The 17,952-nt window shown below is 36.0% G+C and carries 15 protein-coding genes and 1 pseudogene; 7 read left to right on the top strand and 9 right to left on the bottom strand.

Annotation, left to right across the window (positions count from 1 at the left end; genetic code table 11):
• Positions 1 to 19 precede the first annotated feature (19 nt).
• Both gyrA and petA read left to right on the top strand, forming a co-directional pair.
• Positions 20 to 2,728, top strand: coding sequence for a DNA gyrase subunit A (gene gyrA / locus OPR39_RS03380; RefSeq protein WP_265039086.1), 2,709 nt, complete (start codon positions 20 to 22; stop codon positions 2,726 to 2,728).
• A gap of 86 nt (positions 2,729 to 2,814) precedes the next feature.
• Positions 2,815 to 3,414 carry a ubiquinol-cytochrome c reductase iron-sulfur subunit gene (petA, locus tag OPR39_RS03385; protein ID WP_265039088.1) on the top strand — a complete coding sequence of 200 codons (600 nt, stop codon included), beginning with the start codon at positions 2,815 to 2,817 and terminating at the stop codon, positions 3,412 to 3,414.
• A gap of 9 nt (positions 3,415 to 3,423) precedes the next feature.
• Here petA and priA read toward each other — a convergent pair whose 3' ends face one another.
• The gene (gene priA / locus OPR39_RS03390; protein ID WP_015589438.1) at positions 3,424 to 5,766 is read right to left on the bottom strand and encodes a replication restart helicase PriA; all 2,343 of its coding nucleotides are present in this window, start codon (positions 5,764 to 5,766) and stop codon (positions 3,424 to 3,426) included.
• Positions 5,767 to 5,910: 144 nt separating this feature from the next.
• On the opposite strand from priA, the gene OPR39_RS03395 reads away from it, so the two are divergent.
• Positions 5,911 to 7,695 (top strand): hypothetical protein, encoded by a 1,785-nt coding sequence (locus OPR39_RS03395; RefSeq protein WP_141456689.1) that lies wholly within the window; start codon positions 5,911 to 5,913, stop codon positions 7,693 to 7,695.
• A 72-nt stretch (positions 7,696 to 7,767) separates the two neighbouring features.
• Here the strand turns inward: OPR39_RS03395 and thyX are convergent, their stop codons facing one another.
• From thyX to OPR39_RS07460, 3 genes and pseudogenes are all read right to left on the bottom strand, one after another.
• On the bottom strand, positions 7,768 to 8,622 hold the full coding sequence (gene thyX, locus OPR39_RS03400; protein WP_015589436.1) for an FAD-dependent thymidylate synthase: 855 nt from the start codon (positions 8,620 to 8,622) through the stop codon (positions 7,768 to 7,770).
• Positions 8,623 to 8,631: 9 nt separating this feature from the next.
• Positions 8,632 to 9,909 carry a UDP-N-acetylglucosamine 1-carboxyvinyltransferase gene (gene murA / locus OPR39_RS03405; protein WP_265039090.1) on the bottom strand — a complete coding sequence of 426 codons (1,278 nt, stop codon included), beginning with the start codon at positions 9,907 to 9,909 and terminating at the stop codon, positions 8,632 to 8,634.
• Between the two features lie 155 nt (positions 9,910 to 10,064).
• Positions 10,065 to 10,839, bottom strand: a pseudogene (locus OPR39_RS07460) (lysostaphin resistance A-like protein).
• On the opposite strand from OPR39_RS07460, the gene OPR39_RS03415 reads away from it, so the two are divergent.
• Positions 10,748 to 10,972, top strand: a complete 225-nt coding sequence (locus OPR39_RS03415; RefSeq protein WP_265039092.1) for a hypothetical protein — start codon at positions 10,748 to 10,750, stop codon at positions 10,970 to 10,972. The pseudogene OPR39_RS07460 and the gene OPR39_RS03415 overlap by 92 nt on opposite strands.
• A 40-nt stretch (positions 10,973 to 11,012) precedes the next feature.
• Here the strand turns inward: OPR39_RS03415 and OPR39_RS03420 are convergent, their stop codons facing one another.
• From OPR39_RS03420 to acpP, 3 genes are read right to left on the bottom strand one after another with little or no spacing between them, the layout of a single operon-like run.
• On the bottom strand, positions 11,013 to 11,138 hold the full coding sequence (locus OPR39_RS03420) for a hypothetical protein (protein ID WP_255324783.1): 126 nt from the start codon (positions 11,136 to 11,138) through the stop codon (positions 11,013 to 11,015).
• 3 nt (positions 11,139 to 11,141) lie between these two features.
• Positions 11,142 to 12,413 carry a beta-ketoacyl-ACP synthase II gene (gene fabF, locus OPR39_RS03425; RefSeq protein WP_015589434.1) on the bottom strand — a complete coding sequence of 424 codons (1,272 nt, stop codon included), beginning with the start codon at positions 12,411 to 12,413 and terminating at the stop codon, positions 11,142 to 11,144.
• Between the two features lie 13 nt (positions 12,414 to 12,426).
• Positions 12,427 to 12,687: an acyl carrier protein gene (gene acpP / locus OPR39_RS03430; protein WP_006279836.1), complete on the bottom strand. Its 261-nt coding sequence runs from the start codon at positions 12,685 to 12,687 to the stop codon at positions 12,427 to 12,429.
• Between the two features lie 145 nt (positions 12,688 to 12,832).
• Here acpP and OPR39_RS03435 point away from each other — a divergent pair, with 145 nt between their 5' ends.
• Positions 12,833 to 13,624: a polyprenyl synthetase family protein gene (locus tag OPR39_RS03435; protein ID WP_265039096.1), complete on the top strand. Its 792-nt coding sequence runs from the start codon at positions 12,833 to 12,835 to the stop codon at positions 13,622 to 13,624.
• Complete coding sequence (locus tag OPR39_RS03440) at positions 13,617 to 14,558, top strand: FKBP-type peptidyl-prolyl cis-trans isomerase (RefSeq protein ID WP_015589432.1); 942 nt, start codon at positions 13,617 to 13,619, stop codon at positions 14,556 to 14,558. Before OPR39_RS03435 ends, OPR39_RS03440 begins: the two co-directional genes overlap by 8 nt.
• A gap of 68 nt (positions 14,559 to 14,626) precedes the next feature.
• Here OPR39_RS03440 and hslU read toward each other — a convergent pair whose 3' ends face one another.
• Together hslU and hslV are read right to left on the bottom strand one after the other, a co-directional pair.
• A complete protein-coding gene (gene hslU, locus OPR39_RS03445; RefSeq protein WP_006280200.1) occupies positions 14,627 to 16,117 on the bottom strand; it encodes an ATP-dependent protease ATPase subunit HslU in 1,491 nt (496 codons plus the stop codon).
• Position 16,118: 1 nt separating this feature from the next.
• Positions 16,119 to 16,673, bottom strand: a complete 555-nt coding sequence (gene hslV, locus OPR39_RS03450; protein ID WP_006280198.1) for an ATP-dependent protease subunit HslV — start codon at positions 16,671 to 16,673, stop codon at positions 16,119 to 16,121.
• A gap of 115 nt (positions 16,674 to 16,788) precedes the next feature.
• On the opposite strand from hslV, the gene gshA reads away from it, so the two are divergent.
• Entirely contained in the window at positions 16,789 to 17,949 is a 1,161-nt protein-coding gene (gene gshA, locus OPR39_RS03455) for a glutamate--cysteine ligase (protein WP_015589431.1), read from the top strand.
• The last annotated feature ends 3 nt before the right edge of the window (positions 17,950 to 17,952 follow it).

The following is a 17,952-nucleotide window of genomic DNA, read 5'->3' on the forward strand; positions in this document are numbered from 1 at the left end:
TTCAATTAAAGTATAGAAAATGCAGGATAATATAGTACCAATCTCAATAGTAAAAGAGCTGGAAGATTCTTATCTTTCCTACGCAATGAGCGTTATCATAAGCCGGGCTATACCTGACGTGCGGGATGGATTTAAACCTGTTCACAGGCGCATATTATATGCAATGTCAAGAGCTGGATTCGATGCCGGTAAGCCATATAAAAAGGCAGCTCGTATAGTTGGGGATGTAATGGGGAAATATCACCCACATGGTGATGCAGCTATTTACGATTCCTTGGTTAGAATGGCCCAAGATTTCTCTCTTCTTTTACCACTTGTTGATGGGCAAGGTAACTTTGGTTCGATAGATGGAGATCCACCAGCTTCAATGCGATACACAGAAGCAAGACTTCAAAAAGTGTCGCACTTTTTACTGAATGATATTGATGAAGATACAGTTAATTTTAGGCCAAACTACGATGGAAATGAAACAGAACCAGTTGTGCTGCCTGCAGAGTTTCCGAATCTATTGGTAAACGGTGCAAGTGGTGTTGCAGTTGGTATGGCAACCAATATTCCTTCTCATAATCTTGGAGAAATAATAGATGCTTGTATATTATATGTAAATAATCCTGAAGTTACTTTGGATGAGTTACTTGAAGTGATGCCAGGGCCGGATTTTCCAACTGGGGGAACAATTCTTGGAAGGTCTGGAATAAGATCAGCATTTGCAACTGGTCGTGGATCAATTGTTGTGCAAGGCAAGACTCATATAGAAGATCTGCCACAAGATAGGCAAGCAATAGTGATTGATGAAATACCTTACCAGGTAAATAAAGTAAAATTAATTGAGAAGATAGGTGAGCTTGTAAAAGAAAAAAGAATTGATGGTATAACAGAAATTAGGGATGAGTCCGATAAGTCTGGTATTAGAGTAGTAATTGACCTCAAAAGAAATGCTGAAGCAAGTTTTATACTTAATCAAATATTGGGGCTAACTCCACTAAGAAGTAGTTTTAGTGTTAACACTTTAGTGCTCAATAACAACAGGCCTGCTTTGATGTCATTGAAAGAAATCATAGAGGCCTTTATTGATTTTAGAAAAGAAGTGTTAATCAGGAGAACAGAATTTCGTCTAAGAAAAACGAGAGAAAAAGCTCATATATATATAGGGCTCTACATTGCGGTCCTCAGCATAGATGAAGTGATAAAAATCATCCGCGGTGCAAAAGATCCTGCGGAAGCAAGTAGAGAACTTTTAAATAAAGAATGGAAAACTTCGAATGAAATCAACACTATTATCGAGTTGATTTCAGATAGCGCAAGTTTTTTGAAAGATGGAGTGTATAGATTAACTGAGCTACAAATTAAAGCTATCCTTGATATGAAACTGCAGCGTTTAACAGGCCTTGAAAAAGACAAATTAGAAGCTGAGCTAAGTTCAATGATCAACCTGATAAAAGAATATATCGCTTTTCTTGGCTCAGGAGAGAAGTTGATGAAAGAAATAAAAAACAATCTACAAGAAATAAAGAACAGATTTGCTGTGCCGCGAAAAACTTCAATAGAAGAGTCAGACGTGGACATTGAAGCTGAAGATCTAATTCCACAAGAGGATATGGTGATAACCGTAACTATGAATGGTTATATCAAGCGTGTAAAACTTTCTCACTACAGAACTCAGCGTCGTGGTGGAAAAGGAAAGCTAGGACAGGGATTAAAAGAAGAGGATGTAATCACAGAATTATTTGTTGGAAATACCCATACTAGCTTTTTATTCTTTTCTAACATTGGTCGAGTTTATAGATTAAAAGTTTATAAGTTACCTCTTGCAGAGCCAACCGCACGTGGAAGAGCACTTGTTAACATATTTCCGCTTAGCGATGGTGAAACTATAACTAATATCATGCCATTGCCAAGTGAAAATGACGAAAATCAAAACATAGTTTTTGCTACTGCCTATGGAAACATAAGGCGTAACTCCTTAGCGGACTTTCACTATATTCCAAGCAATGGAAAAATAGCAATAAAGCTCGATGAAGGAGACAAATTAGTATCGGTTAAGGTATGTAATGAAATTGACCATGTTTTACTTTCAACAACGCTTGGAAAAAGTATCAGATTTGTTGTAAGTGATGTGCGTCAATTTAAGAGTCGCAATTCAGATGGCGTAAGAGGTATCAAACTTGTAAAGAATGACAGCGTGATATCCATGACCATATTAAATGGGATAGGTGTAGCAACAGAAACAAAAGAACTTTACTTAAAAGTTCCACTTGCAAAAAGACTGGGGACTGCAATTAATAACTCCATTGATTCTAAATTGGAAAAGACTTTGAATGATTTAGGAATAGATAACGAATTATTCTTAAAACTTGCAGTGAATGAGGAGTTTATATTAACTATTACTGAAAATGGCTTTGGTAAAAGAACTTCTGCGTATGAATATAGAGTAACTAACAGGGGTGGTGTTGGTATCACCAATATTCTTACTACTAGCAGAAACGGTAATGTTGTTGCTAGTTTTCCAGTTGAGCAGGGTGATAATATAATGCTTATTACAGATAAAGGAAAGTTAATTCGCATTTCGGTCAATGAGATTAGAATTGCAGGACGCAGCACTCAAGGAGTCACTCTGTTTAAAACAGAAAGTAGAGAAAAAGTGGTGTCAGTAGCGAAAATTGAAGATCCTGATTCCACTGAAGATAGTATTTTTGAAGTTGAAAACTCTATCTCTTCTCAACCGTAGTACAGGTTAAACAAAAAGCGCAAGTTTTTGTTGATTAATACGCAGTATTTAAATTAAAATATATACTTATGGCTAAGTAAAGATCAATGGACAAAAATTTAACTAAAAATAAAAAACCACTGGCAAACAAAGAGGATAAAAAAACACCTCCTGTTAAAGACCTTACTAAAAATAAGAGTAGGAGAGATTTTATAACATTAACTACATGCGCTATGGCAGGTATAGGAGCTGCAAGCGGACTTTGGCCACTGGTTAAATCTATGAATCCTTCTGCTGAAGTTCTAGCAACTTCCACAGTGGAGGTGAATTTGTCTGGAATTCAGGAAGGACACGGAGTAAAAGTAAAGTGGCAAGGTAAACCAGTATTCATTCGTAGACGCACAAAGCAAGAAATTGAGGCTGCAAGAGCTGTGAATGTGAAGAGCTTGAGGGATCCTCAATTAGATGAGCAGAGAGTATACGAAGGAAAAGACGAATGGTTAATTATGCTTGGAATATGTACACATCTTGGGTGTGTACCGGTTGACCACGCTACAAGAGATGGTAATGGTTGGTTCTGTCCTTGCCACGGTTCATATTATGATACATCAGGCCGAGTGATTGGGGGTCCTGCACCGAAAAATATGGCTGTACCTGATTATTTTTTTTCCAGTGAGAATGTTGTGGTAATTGGCAAGAAGGCTTAACGGAACTCGTTAAAAAAAACTCACAGGATCAACATCTATTATCACTGCAATACTCGAATTCAAGTTACAATTTTTAATCCAATATTTCAGCTTTTTTTGTATAGATAAACTGTGTTTATTGTGTATTTTTAATAATACCCTATGCCGATACTTATTATTTAAAAAATTTATTGCTGCTGGTGATGGGCCAAGAATTTCAAATTCCTTTTTGTCTACACCTACATTTTTTTCCTGGATACAAGTAGTTAAGCTACTTGGATAACAAAGAAGAGATTTTACTATTTCATTCGCTGCTTTTTGTGTTGCAATCTGATTCTTACCACAAATTATAAGCGCTATTAATCTGCTAAATGGTGGCATTTTGGCTTCGCGTCTTGACTTAAGTTCGATTTCATAAAATGAGTCTCTTTTTTGATGCAGCAATGCTTTTATTATTGAACTTTCAGGATTATTAGTTTGCACTATTACCATTCCTTTTTCATTAAACCTTCCTGATCTGCCTGCAACTTGGTGCAATAATTGATACGTCTTTTCCGCTGCTCTTAAATCAGAATTTTCGAGGCTCAAATCTGCATTTATTACTCCAACCAAAGTTAATTTGGGAAAATTGTGCCCCTTAGCAATTATCTGTGTGCCGATTATAATGTTCACCTCTTCCTTTAACACTAAATCAATGATGTTACTAACCGACTTCTGATCGCTGCTTATCATCGCAGTTTTTGCGTTTGGTATTAATTTCACCATTTCTTCAAGTAACCTTTCAATTCCTATGCCGTAGAGGGACAATGGCTGTTCACTTTGGCAATTAGAGCATTTTTCTGGAAGTTTCAATTGATAAGAGCAGTGGTGGCACAAAAGAGCATTTTTTTTCTTGTGATATGTAAGCCAAACAGCACAATTTAAGCAGGAAATTTTATATCCACACTTTTTACAAATTGCCAGTTGTGCATACCCTCTGCGGTTTAGAAAAAGCATAACCTGCTGTTTTTTCTCTATGGTTTGTTTGATGCTTTCAAAAAGCTCAGAGGAGATCCATTGCTTGTTGTTCCTCATATCTACTACTTTAATGAGTGGCAATTCTGCACCACCAAATCGCTTAGTTAGCTTTACATGATTGTAATTCCCGTTTTTAACATGATGAATCGTTTCAAGCAGTGGAGTAGCTGATGATAAAATAATCGGAATATTTTCAAATTTGGCTAAGATTATCGCCATATCTCGAGCATTATATATAATTCCCTGTTCTTGTTTAAAAGATGAGTCGTGCTCTTCATCAACGATAATCAATTTTAGGTTTTTATAAGGCAAAAAAAGCGCTGACCGTGCACCAATAATTATCTGCGCATTTCCATTTGCTATATTGAGCCAATTATTCCGGCGAGTTTTTGGAGTGAGCCCTGAGTGCCATTCAACTAAGTTTTTTGATATCTGACCGCGAACACGATTTACCAATTGTGAAGTTAAAACAATCTCAGGTAGGAGGATTAAAATTTGTGTATTACCTTCTCCTGATGTCATTTCAACATATTCTGGTGTCATACTAGTACGTGGCAAAGACGGTATGCTAAATGTTACAGTGGGTTTTGCCTTGAGTATAAAGGTGTCATTCCAGTGCTTGACACTGGAATCCAGGAATTTTGATTGTAAATTAGGTATTGGTTTTAAGTTAAAATAAACATTTGTAATGAGGTTATATGAAAAACTGGATCCCAGTGTCAGGCTACTCGGATAACACCCTCTTGGTAGACCCAAATCACAATGTTCGTACAGTTGTGTCTCTGGGCACTGGGATGGTAAAGTCTGAGCAGCATTTGGAACGGCAGTGTAATTCTTAATCAATTGTGCAATCACAGAGAGATAAACTTCGGTTTTTCCAGATCCTGTCTCACCGTCAAGCAAAGTCACTGAATACTCGTTCAAATTGCTTATTATTTTATCACTAGCTATCTGCTGTTCAGGGCTTAATTGGCAACTTATTTCACTTGTTTCCTGCTTTTGTTCAACACAAACCAATTTATCTATGTGATTTACTTTTAACACTCCTCCCATTATCACTTTGGCAAGCATACCAATAGGTATTAAATTGTATTGTGCAACCCACTCTGCAAATGCAATCAATTTTGGTCTAATATTTGGTAAATCGATTTTTTGCTCAATAAATTTTAATTCTCGGTTACTTTTATCACTGTATTTCCAAACTATTCCGATTAAGCGTTTTTTGCCAAATGGCACCACTACGTAATCTCCAAGTAAAATCTCAGTATTTTCCTCAATTGCATATGAAAATAACTGATCAATTGGAAGTGATAGTAATACGTCAACTGTTTTTGCCATAGTGATTGAGTTTAACATTGTTTTAAAGAGCTTGTAACTTTATTAAGCCTGGCAATATAGATGAATCGGTACAGAGAAAATCTTAACGTTTAACACATTTTTCATAGTACAGACCGTATGATTGATAAATAAAATGATTTATAGAATTTGTGGAGGCTACCAATGGTCAACGACAAGATTACTTTGAACTTTGAAATAGAAAAAGGCGAACCTATAGATCGATACTACTTTTCTGCACATATAAAGCTTACAGATGAAAGCAAAAATCTTTTGCGGGAGAAGCTTGGCAGTACAATTCAATTCGATAATCTAGATGATCACTTCAATCTTAACCATGAGAATTTTTATATCTACTACAACAAATATAGTGAGCACAATGGTAGAAGTGAGCTACACGTTAGGGATGATAACGGTAAATATTTAACCTCCAATCTTCCACTTAATTACTATGGATTCTCAATGGAACTATCACCTGACGGAGCGTCAATTGCAGATTATGGTTTTTATCCTCTGTATGCAATCTATAACCCAAATCACTATAATAAAGCAAAGGAAAAAGTATTTGATGATCACGGTGAATTGTCACCAATTGCATCAAATGTGTTAGATAATTTTTTAAGCAACACAAATAGCTTAACCACACAAGATATATTACAAAATGTATTCTCACAACTGCAGAAGAAAGCTGATGAAGAAGCAGAAAGATTGGCAAGAGAAAGAGAAGCAGAAAGACAAAGGGAGGAAGAGTTAAATGAAAAGAACGAGGAGTTAAAAGAACTTGTAGAAAAGGATGAGATTAAAATATTCAAAGTGGTAAAAGGTAATGATTTAGGTAATGGACATTCAGCAGTAGTTTTACAACTTGATGGGGAAGAAGGTGACAAGATACCTCTCGACTCTAGTAAATACTACATAGCAGAGTATAGACACCACCCAGAATGGGAAGGCGATGAATATTTAAATTTTGTTAGCCCTGATAGTGATATGCTGGTTAATTATGAAAACTTATTTTTTGTGCTCAATCAAAGCTCCTACTCAGACTTTGAAAGTGGGTTTTATTCAGAAAACAGAACCGATCCCCATAATTATGCTAAATATTCAAAGGAACCATATTTGAGTGGTGACCAGCTATCTGAAAAATTATCTAATGAATTGGAGGAAGATAGCAATCAGATAGGTACTGAATTTACAATTGATGATGAGCAAGTAGACGAAGAAGTTGTGGTAGAGAGTGAAGCCAAGTCTGGGGAGAAAGGAACGGTTGGTGAGGATAACGCAAAAAATACTATACAGGAAGAAGAATCTAACTATATAGATCAAATGCAAGCGGATGATAGCAGCAGTTATAAACCAGCTTTGCAAAGCAATCGTGATGATTATGCTGATACGAAAAAAGCTCTGCAGGAAAAATTGCATGGAGATGAAATACACAAGCAAAGTAATGAGAAAGCTCAAAAAGATATAGAAGTAAAAAAAGTAACTGTGGAAACTGACAGTAGCAGTAATAAGACTGAAAAACAAACAAAACCAACAGAAGATGAACAAGAAACTGTTATGGCAAGTGTGATAGAAAATATGGATAAAAATTCTGATATTGAAGCAGAAACTTCTAACAGTGTTGCAAATTCACAACATCCCTTAAAAATAAAGACAGGAAGTCCTCTTGAAGTGGGAAAGTATAAGGTGGAGCTGCAAGTGACATATGATGATGTAAAGAATTTTTATGATACCGTACGTGGTAAATATCATGCTGGCGATGGATATAACTACGAACAAGTAATGGTTTTATATAATGAAATTGTTAGGCCCGCTCACAATCATCATTACGAGCTGTTTACTCTTGATGAAGCACATGTTGCTAATGATCACCTGTTTATCAAGGGTCAGGATTTTGGAACTCTAAATGATTTTAATGAGATGTTCTATAAAAGTGATGAGTTAATGTGATGTAAAAAGCAAGATTCAATCTGGTGAACGAGAGTTAACTGACAGAGGAGATTGACACGTATGCCTTTATCTTTAAGATTGTTTATCAAGTATAGACATCAGCTCGCCCCATTCTCTTTTACCAATATTACTTTCTTCTCTAGTAACGTTTTCCCCTTTAATTAATTTGCGAATTATTTCTAGACCAGTTCTTGAAATACAGGCTGATTCTAGGCAATATTCAACAAAGGCATTGTAGGCCAGTGGAACCCATTTTTTTATTATATCCAGCATAACTTCTGCATAAACTCTGATTTCATATTGGGCATGCTTATCAGCTCTAAGCTTCAAAAAATGAAGGAGATTATGCAGATCTATTTTCCAATAAAATTGCGTGTAGTAATTAAGCATTAGGTTAGTTCTGGCAATTTCTCTTGCAAGCCCCTGCTCAATAAATTTTTCATAATGAGAATATACTAAATTAGAGTCATTTGTTAGAGAATCTATTATTTCCTTTGAGGTATCTGGATCAAAAGCTTCCCCGCTACCTTGTTTATTATTGTCAGATTGTTTTGCAACTTGTTCTGGTTTAGGTGTATAAAATTCATTATCAAGTATTGAATACCTTGCTGAATATTCATTCACATTTGCAGTTCTATGCCTTATCCATTGCCTTGCAACAAAAATTGGAAGTTTCACGTGAAACTTAATTTCACACATTTCAAATGGAGTTGTATGATGATGTCTCATTAAATACTTTATAAGTGCTTCATCCTGACTTATCTGTTTTGTTCCCTTGCCATAAGAAACACGAGCAGCTTGAACTATAGCGCTATCAGAGCCCATATAATCCACTACTCGAATAAATCCATGGTCTAATACCTTATGTTCTTCATATAAGATTGCATCTATTTCTTTTACTATAGTTCGTTTGGTTGCTTCATTCATAAAATATCCTCAAGACGAAATGGAGATATCAGCTCCACATGAATTGAGTTTTTCATGCATTGCTTCATATCCTCTCCATAAATGATGTGAATTGTTTATTATAGTTTCTCCACCGGCTACCAAAGAAGCAAGCACCAAAGCTGCTGTTGATCTTAAGTCAGTAGCATATAGATTAGCTCCAGATAAGCTTTTTATTCCACTTATAGTAGCTTTGCTTTTCTCGATGCTGATATTAGCACCTAACTTTCTCAATTCATCTGCATGTGTAAATCTGTTTTCAAAAATGTTCTCTTCAATTACTGATATCCCATCAGCGATGCACATTGCAGACATCAGTTGTGGTTGCATATCACTGGGAAAATTGGGATATGGATCTGTCGCAACGTTAGCAGACTTAATAGAGCCATTTTTTCTGGAAATAACAATGCCTCCATCATACAGTTCAACCATAGCTCCTATAGTCTCCAACTCATTTGTAATACACCTTATATCAGATAGATTTATTCCTTCCAACTCCAACTTACCACCGGTTATTATAGCAGCTAGTGCATAGGTGCCTGCTTCTATGCGATCTGGTATTATTTTATGAACACATCCATTTAGTGCTTCAACTCCTGTTATTATGACCTTTGTATTATCAATTTCAATATCAGCACCCATTTTCTTCAGAAAATCTATTAAATCAAGAACTTCCGGCTCAGTTGCAGCATTGTTTATTGTTGTCACTCCTTCTGCAAATGTTGCTGCCATTATTACATTTTCTGTTCCGCCAACACTTATTTTCTCAAATGTGATTTCTTTTCCTTGTAGCTTTCCTTTCACTGTTGCAATTATATTATAGCCGTCAATTTCAATTTTAGCTCCCATTTCTTCTAATGCTTTAATATGCATATCAACGGGACGCTTTCCAATGTTGCATCCACCAGGAAATGCTGTTCTCGCTTTGCCAAATCTGCTAAGCATTGGACCCAATATTAGAAAAGAAGTTCTTAGCTTACTTGCGGTTTTATATGGCATCACGTGATTGTTGATATTGCTGCAGTCAATTTTCAAAGTATGGTTCGCTTTATAATTTTTATTGTGCATAAAGTTCACTTCTGCTCCAAGACTTTCAAGCAACTTAGACATTAGATGCACATCAATTAAATCAGGTACATTATGCAAAATTACCGGGGAGCTACTTAATAGACTTGCTGCCATTATTGGTAAAACAGCATTTTTTGAGCCATTAATCTTGATTTTTCCGACCAAAGGTTTGTAGTTATTTCTTATTAATATCTTGTGCATTTAATTAGATATAAAGTATAATTCATTAGTTTATTGAAGTCTTACTAAGTATAATAGATTGACCGTAAAAGGCAAAATTTGCTTTTTCTTCCTCATCATCCCAGTGTCATGCTACCTGCATGACACCTGATGCGAATTGCCCCCGAAATTTTATACTATGAATTACTCAAATGACGCTCTCGAGCTTTATCAAACCAAATAACACCAATTGCAACAATGAAATAACCAGCTGCTCCTAATGTAAGGCGAATTACTGCATCGAAAGTTGACAGAGGAGGAGACGGCATTAGAATGCTCAAAACACTATACACAAGATTATTTGTTGCATGAGCAATAGTTACTGGCCAAATCGAGTTGTCTTTTTCAAACAACCAGGTAAACATTATAGACATTGCACAAATATAAAGGGTATAAGCACAAATAGTCGGGAATGTAAAGCCATCCTTCCACAAAGCTGAGCCAGCAACCACATAAGTTGGTATGTGCCATACTGACCAAATAATACCGACAATAATTGCTCTGATATAAAAATTTGATATTTTGCTTTTAAGATTTTTCAAAAGATAGCCACGCCAACCGATCTCTTCACCAAGAGACATAATGATCCACATCACAAAGGTTGATAATAAAACAAATAACATCACTAATGGACTCAAAACTGCACTCAAATCCTTTACACGGTCTAACGTAAAAGACTCTCGGAAAAATGAAAAACCGCAGTAAATTGACAAAAGACCATTGGAAATTAGCATACTTACCAGAATAAGTATAAACCCTAATAGACAGTTTTTTTGGCGAACTAAGTTTAAAAAGATCCCTTACCTTCTGTTTATTATAAATGGTTAGCAAAATTGCAACTGAAGCCGGAACAAATGTTGTTAATAATGTTATGTCTTTGAAAGGTAAGCACCAAGCTATAATGCACGTCAAAAAATATGTAATTACAACAAATAATGTACAATTAATAGTGGTTAAATTCATGCATACGCCCATCAATTCCTTTTCTGCATTATTGATCTTTATTCATAAATCGTCAATAAAATACTTCTTCAGGGATGAATAGAATATTTTTTCTTTTTGAATTGCTATTGATAGTTTAATTTTTATATGTATTCCATTTCACAACCGTTTGTCATCCCAGTGTCACGTGCTGGGATGACAGTAGGAGAGCTGCTTGCATGACAAGAGGAGGGTACTGGAATGACAAGAGGAAGACACTGGGGTGACATCAACTAAACTTGTCCAAATATGAGCGATGCATTAGTGCCACCAAAACCAAACGAATTAGAAAGTGCATATTGAATTTTATGCTCCTGAGCTTTAAACGGTACAAAATTTAAATCACATCCTTCTGAAGGCTTGTGTAAATTTAAGGTTGGTGGAATAATCCCATTATTTAATGCAAGAATACTGAATATTGCCTCAACGCTTCCTGCAGCACCAAGCAAGTGCCCTGTAGAGGATTTAGTTGAAGAAACGGGTATTTTATAAGCGTAATCGCCGAACAACTTTTTCATTGCTATCACTTCGATTTTATCTCCAAGTGGTGTTGAAGTTCCATGTGCATTGATATACCCTACTTGATTGGGATTAATTTGTGCACTATGAAGAGCAAGTTGCATTGCTTTAAATGCGCCTCTTCCTTCTGGATGCGGTGCAGTGATGTGGTGTGCGTCTCCTGTGAGTCCATATCCATTCAGTTCAGCATATATTTTTGCTCCCCTTTTTTTTGCATGTTCGTATTCTTCCAACACCAATATACCTGCTCCTTCACCCATAACAAAACCATCGCGTTCTGCATCCCATGGTCTGGAAGCTTCTTTGGGTTTATCATTGAATTTAGTTGATAACGCTTTCATAGATGCAAAACCTGCAATTCCAACTCTACACAGTGCACTTTCTGCTCCACCTGCAATCATCACATCCGCTTCACCAAGTTTTATAGTTCTTGCTGAGTTTATGATTGCATGCGCACCTGTTGCACATGCGGTTACTGCTGAATCGTTTGGACCTGTAAATTCGTATTTAATAGAAATATGGCCAGATATCAAATTTATTAGACTTGCAGGGACAAAAAATGGACTGACACGTCTGGGCCCTTTTTCCTGCATGGTAATAACATTTTCCTGAATTGACGGAAGACCACCTATACCAGAGCCAATAGTCACACCAACACGTTCCCGATTGATATTTTGGCTTTCCAAAATTAATGAATCATCTACTGCCTGAATAGCTGCTGCAATACCGTAATGGATAAAACGATCTGTCCTTTTTGAGTCTTTCTCAGAAATATAATCTAGTGGATTGAAATGGTGCTCAATGTTGTCTGATTGCAACGGCACCTGCCCTGCAATTTTGCAAGCAAGATCAGAAGAGTCAAATCTATCCGTATTGATTGCTTTTATGCCGGATTCACCTTTTATTAGCCTTAACCAAGTGTTGTCAACATCTGCTGCTAGTGGAGTGATTAAACCAACACCAGTGACTACTACTCTTCTGCTCATTTAACACTAACTATTAGCCTTTTTTATTATTAATGTACTCAACTATTTGCTCCATAGTTTCCATTTTTTGTGCGTCTTCATCTGGAATTTCTATCCCGAACTCTTCTTCTGCCGCCATGATGATTTCAACTGCATCTAAACTGTCCGTACCATGCTCCGAAAGCTTTGAAGAGCTGTTGAATTTCTCTACATCCTTACTAATGTGCTCTAGTATAATCTTTTTCACTTTTTCTTCTATGTCTTCTCTAGTGCTCTTTGCTAGTTCGCTATTCACATTTCTTACCAAAAAAATAACCTATTCTTTGATGTTATAAAAAATTTTTATGTTTGCAATATCTTTTATAACTGGTAAACTACAGCAAAGTTTTCTACTGCCCTAGCTGGCTAGCGTTACGTGCTAAACAATTAACAATTCAAAAATGCTAGACGAAACAACAAAAAATTTGCTTATTGTAGAAGTAAACAAACTCTTACCCGAAAATAGCGAGAATAAGCTTATATCAGCTATGCGTTATATACTCCTTGCTCCTGCAAAACATATACGCTCCTTTTTAGTCATAGCTTCATCGCAAGTGTTTAACGCGGAAGCTAAAAAAGTAATATCAGTTGCTGCAGCAATTGAATTTGTTCATGCTTACTCTCTAATTCACGATGATTTACCGTGCATGGACAACAGTGATACTCGCAGAAGCCAGCTAAGCTGCCATAAAAAATTTGATGAAGCAACAGCAGTGCTTGCCGGAGATGCACTACTTACTCTGGCTTTTGGGGTATTATCTTCGTTAAATGAGAAACGCTGCGAGATCATAAAAGTGCTCTCTCAAGCAATAGGAATTAGGGGAATGGTGGGAGGACAGGCTTTAGATATTGACACAGATTTTAACAAAATAAAAGAAATTCATTTGATGAAAACCGCAAAACTATTTGCAGCTTCATGTGAAATAGGTGCTATAATAGGGGGTGCTACAGATGAACAACGGAGAGCGTTATATAACTACGGGATAAACCTAGGGCTTATCTTTCAAGCTAAGGATGATATTGAAGACTACGAACAAGATAAAACAAATAACCTAATGTCTGTGCTTGGTAAAAGTGAAGTAGAGGACTATATAGACGGCCTCTTTAAACAAGGCTTGGATAATTTGAGTGCGCTTTCAGGGGATACTAATTATTTATATGATTTATTGAATCAAGTAAAGAAAGATGGTTAGAAAAATTATATTACAAATGCTTATTTCCGTAGTAATGATTCTCACTTTAACTTCTGCTTTTGTGTTTACTATTGTCTATATAAACAAAGGTAAACCGGAAAAAAAGGACAAGCTTTATGAGATAAATGCCACGCATGGTGGTTTGATACAGACGATAGCATATTACCTAGTGAAGCCAATACTTGAATCAGCACTTGACCGCTATATTGAAAAGCATGGGCTAACAGAATATTTAGAAGAAATGACGCAGCAAAAAGAAGAGGATTCGATAAATTTTTATGAAATTACTGAAGGCAGTGGCAGCAAGGCTTTTTGTGGCCTGGAAGTCCTATTGCAAATATATAAAATTTCTAATAATAACTCAGCAACACTCCCTAGCAAAGTTTCTGATGTTACTTTGAAAATAGGTCAAGATGACCTAAAAGAAGTGAGTTTAGGGGCAATAGGTATGAAAGAAGGCGGAGAGCGTGTAGTTACTATTGCCAATGAGAACAAAATGAATTTTAATTCTTATTACGTCAAACTGATCGAAGTAAAGGATAAATATCCCGACTCAGTAAATAATCTGATGGTTTTTAATGACTTAATTAACAAGACTGGAAAACAAGTAAGGTGCGGTGATGAGATATCGGTTAAATATAGCGTAAAGGAGCATAATGGGGAATATATAGTCAAAGATCAAACAGTGCAATTTAGGGTTGGCGATAAAAAAATACCACTTGCTATAGAGCTTGGAGTTGTGGGAATGAGAGCTGGTAATAAAAGAACTATTCTTTCTCCGCCTGACCTTTTGACTATTACTGACGATATGTTAATAAAAGACATAGATTATGATGAAAAAAATATCTCAATAATTGACTTAAGCTTAGATGTTAAGCAAGAGGTCGCAGCACACCATTCTACTGTTGAAAAACAGCCTAAAGAATATAGCTGAAATTTTAGGTCTACTGGCTAATCTTCTGAACACTCTCTATACTACTTAAAGTAGGCTTTTCGTTTTTCCTAAAGTATAAACTTAGATAAATCAAGCTGCTTCGAAATTGACTCAAGTTTATCTTTTACATACTTGCTGTCTATAATGAATTTTTCGCTATTTTTCTCAGAAGCAATGAAACTTATTTCATCTAAAAGCTTCTCCATGACAGTGTGAAGCCTTCTTGCGCCTATATTTTCCACTTGCCTATTAACTGTAAACGCTATTTCAGCTATGGTTTTTATACCATCATCAGTGAACTCAAGTGTCACATTTTCTGTTTTCATTAAAGCTATGTACTGCTTTAACAAACTAGATTCTGGTTCCTTTAATATTCTTATTAAATCCTCTTGAGTAAGTGCCTTAAGTTCTACCCTGATCGGTAATCTGCCCTGCAATTCCGGTAAGAGGTCAGATGGTTTAGACTGATGAAAAGCACCAGATGCAATAAATAATATATAGTCTGTTTTTACATGGCCATACTTAGTTGTAACAGTTGTTCCTTCAAGTAATGGTAACAGATCGCGTTGCACTCCTTCTCTGTTTACTTCACCTTTTACTTCTGTACGCGCTGCAATTTTGTCTATTTCATCCAAAAATACTATACCGTCATTACTAACAAGATCAATGGCTTCTTTGATTATCTTATCTTCATCCATTAGCCTTTCACTTTCTTCATTAATTAATATTTCACGCGCTTCTTTTACCTTCACCGTAATAGTTTTTGTTTTTTTGCTCCCGTTAAACATCTTGCCCATTATTTCTGTTACATTCATCACACCAACTTGCCCACCTGGCATGCCTGGTATATCGAAAGTAGGTAACATACTCTTGCTCTCTCTGACGTTAATAGAAACTTCTCCGTCCTCAAACTCTTTATTCCTCAACCTTTCTCTAAAAATTTTTTTACTCTCTTCGGTTGCATTTTCGCCTACCATAGAGTTTACTATTGTTTTCTCAGCTAAAATTAAAGCCTTTTTAGCTAAGGCTTTACGGGCTTTCTCTTTAACTAAAACTATTGCTGCATCAACTAAATCGCGTATTATCGAATCAACGTCACGTCCAACGTACCCTATTTCAGTAAACTTCGTTGCCTCAATTTTTATGAACGGTGCACCGGCAAGTTTTGCTAAGCGACGAGCTATTTCAGTTTTACCAACCCCTGTATGACCGATCATCAATATATTCTTAGGTATGATTTCATCACGCAATGGAAATGGAACCTGATTGCGACGCCAACGATTTCTGAGCGCAATAGCAACAGCACGCTTTGCATCATCCTGTCCGATTATGAATCTGTCCAATTCTTTAACTATCTTCTGTGGTGGCAGGTCATCTAACAAAACTTGAGTGCTGTCATTAACTTGAACATCGCTGTCATTTGAATCAAAACCACTCTTAGTATCTTTATAGAGGTTATCTTTTTCATCGTAGGTGTCACTACTACAAGACCGCCCTTCTGAAAGGGTTATGGGCTGATTGGAAAAATTGGTGCATAAAGTTTTTTGCTTGGAAGACATATCACTCCTCTATCTTTTCAATAACTACATTATGATTTGTATAAACACATATATCGCCAGCTATCTTCATAGCCTTTTTCGCAATTTCCTCTATTGATATTCCTTTAATGTCAATTAAAGCTCTTGCTGCAGATAGAGCAAAATTTCCCCCAGAGCCAATAGCTGCGACTCCATCTTCAGGTTCAAGAACATCACCTGTTCCCGTAATTACTAATGAAATAGATTTATCTGCAACGATCATCATAGCTTCTAATTTCCTCAGATATTTATCCATTCTCCAGTCTTTTGCAAGTTCAACACATGCTCTCATTAATTGCCCTGGGTGCTTGTCAAGTTTAGATTCTAATCTTTCAAAAAGAGTAAATGCGTCGGCTGTTGCCCCGGCAAATCCAGCAATTACGGAATCACCAGAAAGACGCCTAACTTTTTTTGCTCCAGATTTTATAACAGTGTGGCCCAGTGAAACTTGTCCGTCACCTATTACTACTACACTTTTATCTTTTCTAATTGATAATATAGTAGTGCCATACATTTTATTGTTATCGTGTTGAATCATTTTTCTATCACTTTAAATAAGAATCTCATTATACTTTAATCTTTAGTCAAATTTACTAAATATGTTCAACTATAGCTTATAATATAATACCTTCCTTATAACATTTAAAGTGCAGATGCAAAACATAATTCACCCAGATTTGGAAAAAAGTATAAATAATTGGTTCGAAGCAAAATTTAATGGCCTTACATCGCCATTTTATAGCTCTATAGATCTTAGAAACTCTGGCTATAAAATCGTTCCAGTAGACGCTAATTTATTTCCTGCGGGGTTCAATAACTTAAGTGAAGAATCAAGAACGATGGCAGCAAGATTGATAAAAAGCTATTTTAAAAGACATCAATACAAAAAGGTTCTTATAATACCGGAAAATTATACACGCAATAAAATGTATATAGAAAACGTATTTGTTATAGAGAAAATACTACAACTCGCAGGTTTTGAGACTAGAATTGGCCTTTTATATAATGAAGTATACAATTTAATAGAACAGTATGAAACTGTTGTGAAAGAAAACTCTCTGCTAAAGACAACTTCAGGATTTGTGCCTGATGTTATTATACTGAACCGTGATATGACGAGCCACATTCCAGACACGCTGAAAGACGTAAAGCAAGATATAGTACCAAGCCCACTATACGGTTGGCATAGCAGGCAGAAATTTAAGTATTTTGAAATCTATCAAGAATTAGCATCTGAGTTTTGTGGCGAATTTAAAATAGACCCATGGCTAATTTCTGTGCTTACAGAGAGCTGTGATGGAGTTGATTTTGATGATGATTTGTCACTAGGAGCAGTAGCAACTAAAGTTGACCAAATATTATCTCTAGTGCAAAAAAAATATGAGGAATATGAAATAAAAACACAACCTTACGTTTTTATCAAAGCAAGCAATGGCACATATGGGATGGGCATTATAACAGCAACAAGTGGAGAGGAAATATTAAACCTCAATAAAAAAAAGCGTCATAAAATGAAAAAGATAAAAGAAGGAATAGCAATCAATAGCGTTATTATACAAGAAGGTGTACCAACCATTGACATGTTTAAAAGCAGTTCTGCAGAACCGCTAATATACTATATAGGAGATACTCCAACATGTTACTTATACCGATGTAATAGCAGAAAAGATGTATATTCTAGCTTGAATGCCACTGACTGTGAGTTTCATGATGTTAGCCAGGTTGTAGAAGGTAAAATTCTATCACTTTGGAGTATTGTTAGCAAATTAGCAGTACTAGCGTTGGCAGTAGAAATAAAATCTTTTCATCCCTAATTC

Source organism: Wolbachia endosymbiont (group A) of Yponomeuta plumbellus (assembly GCF_947251575.1).
Taxonomy (GTDB): Bacteria; Pseudomonadota; Alphaproteobacteria; order Rickettsiales; family Anaplasmataceae; genus Wolbachia; species Wolbachia pipientis.

Excerpts from the sequence above, each read along its gene's own strand:
- petA (WP_265039088.1), top strand. The coding sequence starts at position 2,815 with ATGGACAAAAATTTAACTAAAAATAAAAAACCACTGGCAAACAAAGAG.
- thyX (WP_015589436.1), bottom strand. The coding sequence starts at position 8,622 with ATGAATGAAGCAACCAAACGAACTATAGTAAAAGAAATAGATGCAATC.
- gyrA (WP_265039086.1), top strand. The coding sequence starts at position 20 with ATGCAGGATAATATAGTACCAATCTCAATAGTAAAAGAGCTGGAAGAT.
- murA (WP_265039090.1), bottom strand. The coding sequence starts at position 9,909 with ATGCACAAGATATTAATAAGAAATAACTACAAACCTTTGGTCGGAAAA.
- priA (WP_015589438.1), bottom strand. The coding sequence starts at position 5,766 with ATGTTAAACTCAATCACTATGGCAAAAACAGTTGACGTATTACTATCA.
- OPR39_RS03415 (WP_265039092.1), top strand. The coding sequence starts at position 10,748 with ATGGTTAGCAAAATTGCAACTGAAGCCGGAACAAATGTTGTTAATAAT.
- gshA (WP_015589431.1), top strand. The coding sequence starts at position 16,789 with ATGCAAAACATAATTCACCCAGATTTGGAAAAAAGTATAAATAATTGG.
- OPR39_RS03435 (WP_265039096.1), top strand. The coding sequence starts at position 12,833 with ATGCTAGACGAAACAACAAAAAATTTGCTTATTGTAGAAGTAAACAAA.
- hslU (WP_006280200.1), bottom strand. The coding sequence starts at position 16,117 with ATGTCTTCCAAGCAAAAAACTTTATGCACCAATTTTTCCAATCAGCCC.
- OPR39_RS03395 (WP_141456689.1), top strand. The coding sequence starts at position 5,911 with ATGGTCAACGACAAGATTACTTTGAACTTTGAAATAGAAAAAGGCGAA.
- fabF (WP_015589434.1), bottom strand. The coding sequence starts at position 12,413 with ATGAGCAGAAGAGTAGTAGTCACTGGTGTTGGTTTAATCACTCCACTA.
- OPR39_RS03440 (WP_015589432.1), top strand. The coding sequence starts at position 13,617 with ATGGTTAGAAAAATTATATTACAAATGCTTATTTCCGTAGTAATGATT.
- OPR39_RS03420 (WP_255324783.1), bottom strand. The coding sequence starts at position 11,138 with ATGTCACCCCAGTGTCTTCCTCTTGTCATTCCAGTACCCTCCTCTTGT.
- hslV (WP_006280198.1), bottom strand. The coding sequence starts at position 16,673 with ATGATTCAACACGATAACAATAAAATGTATGGCACTACTATATTATCA.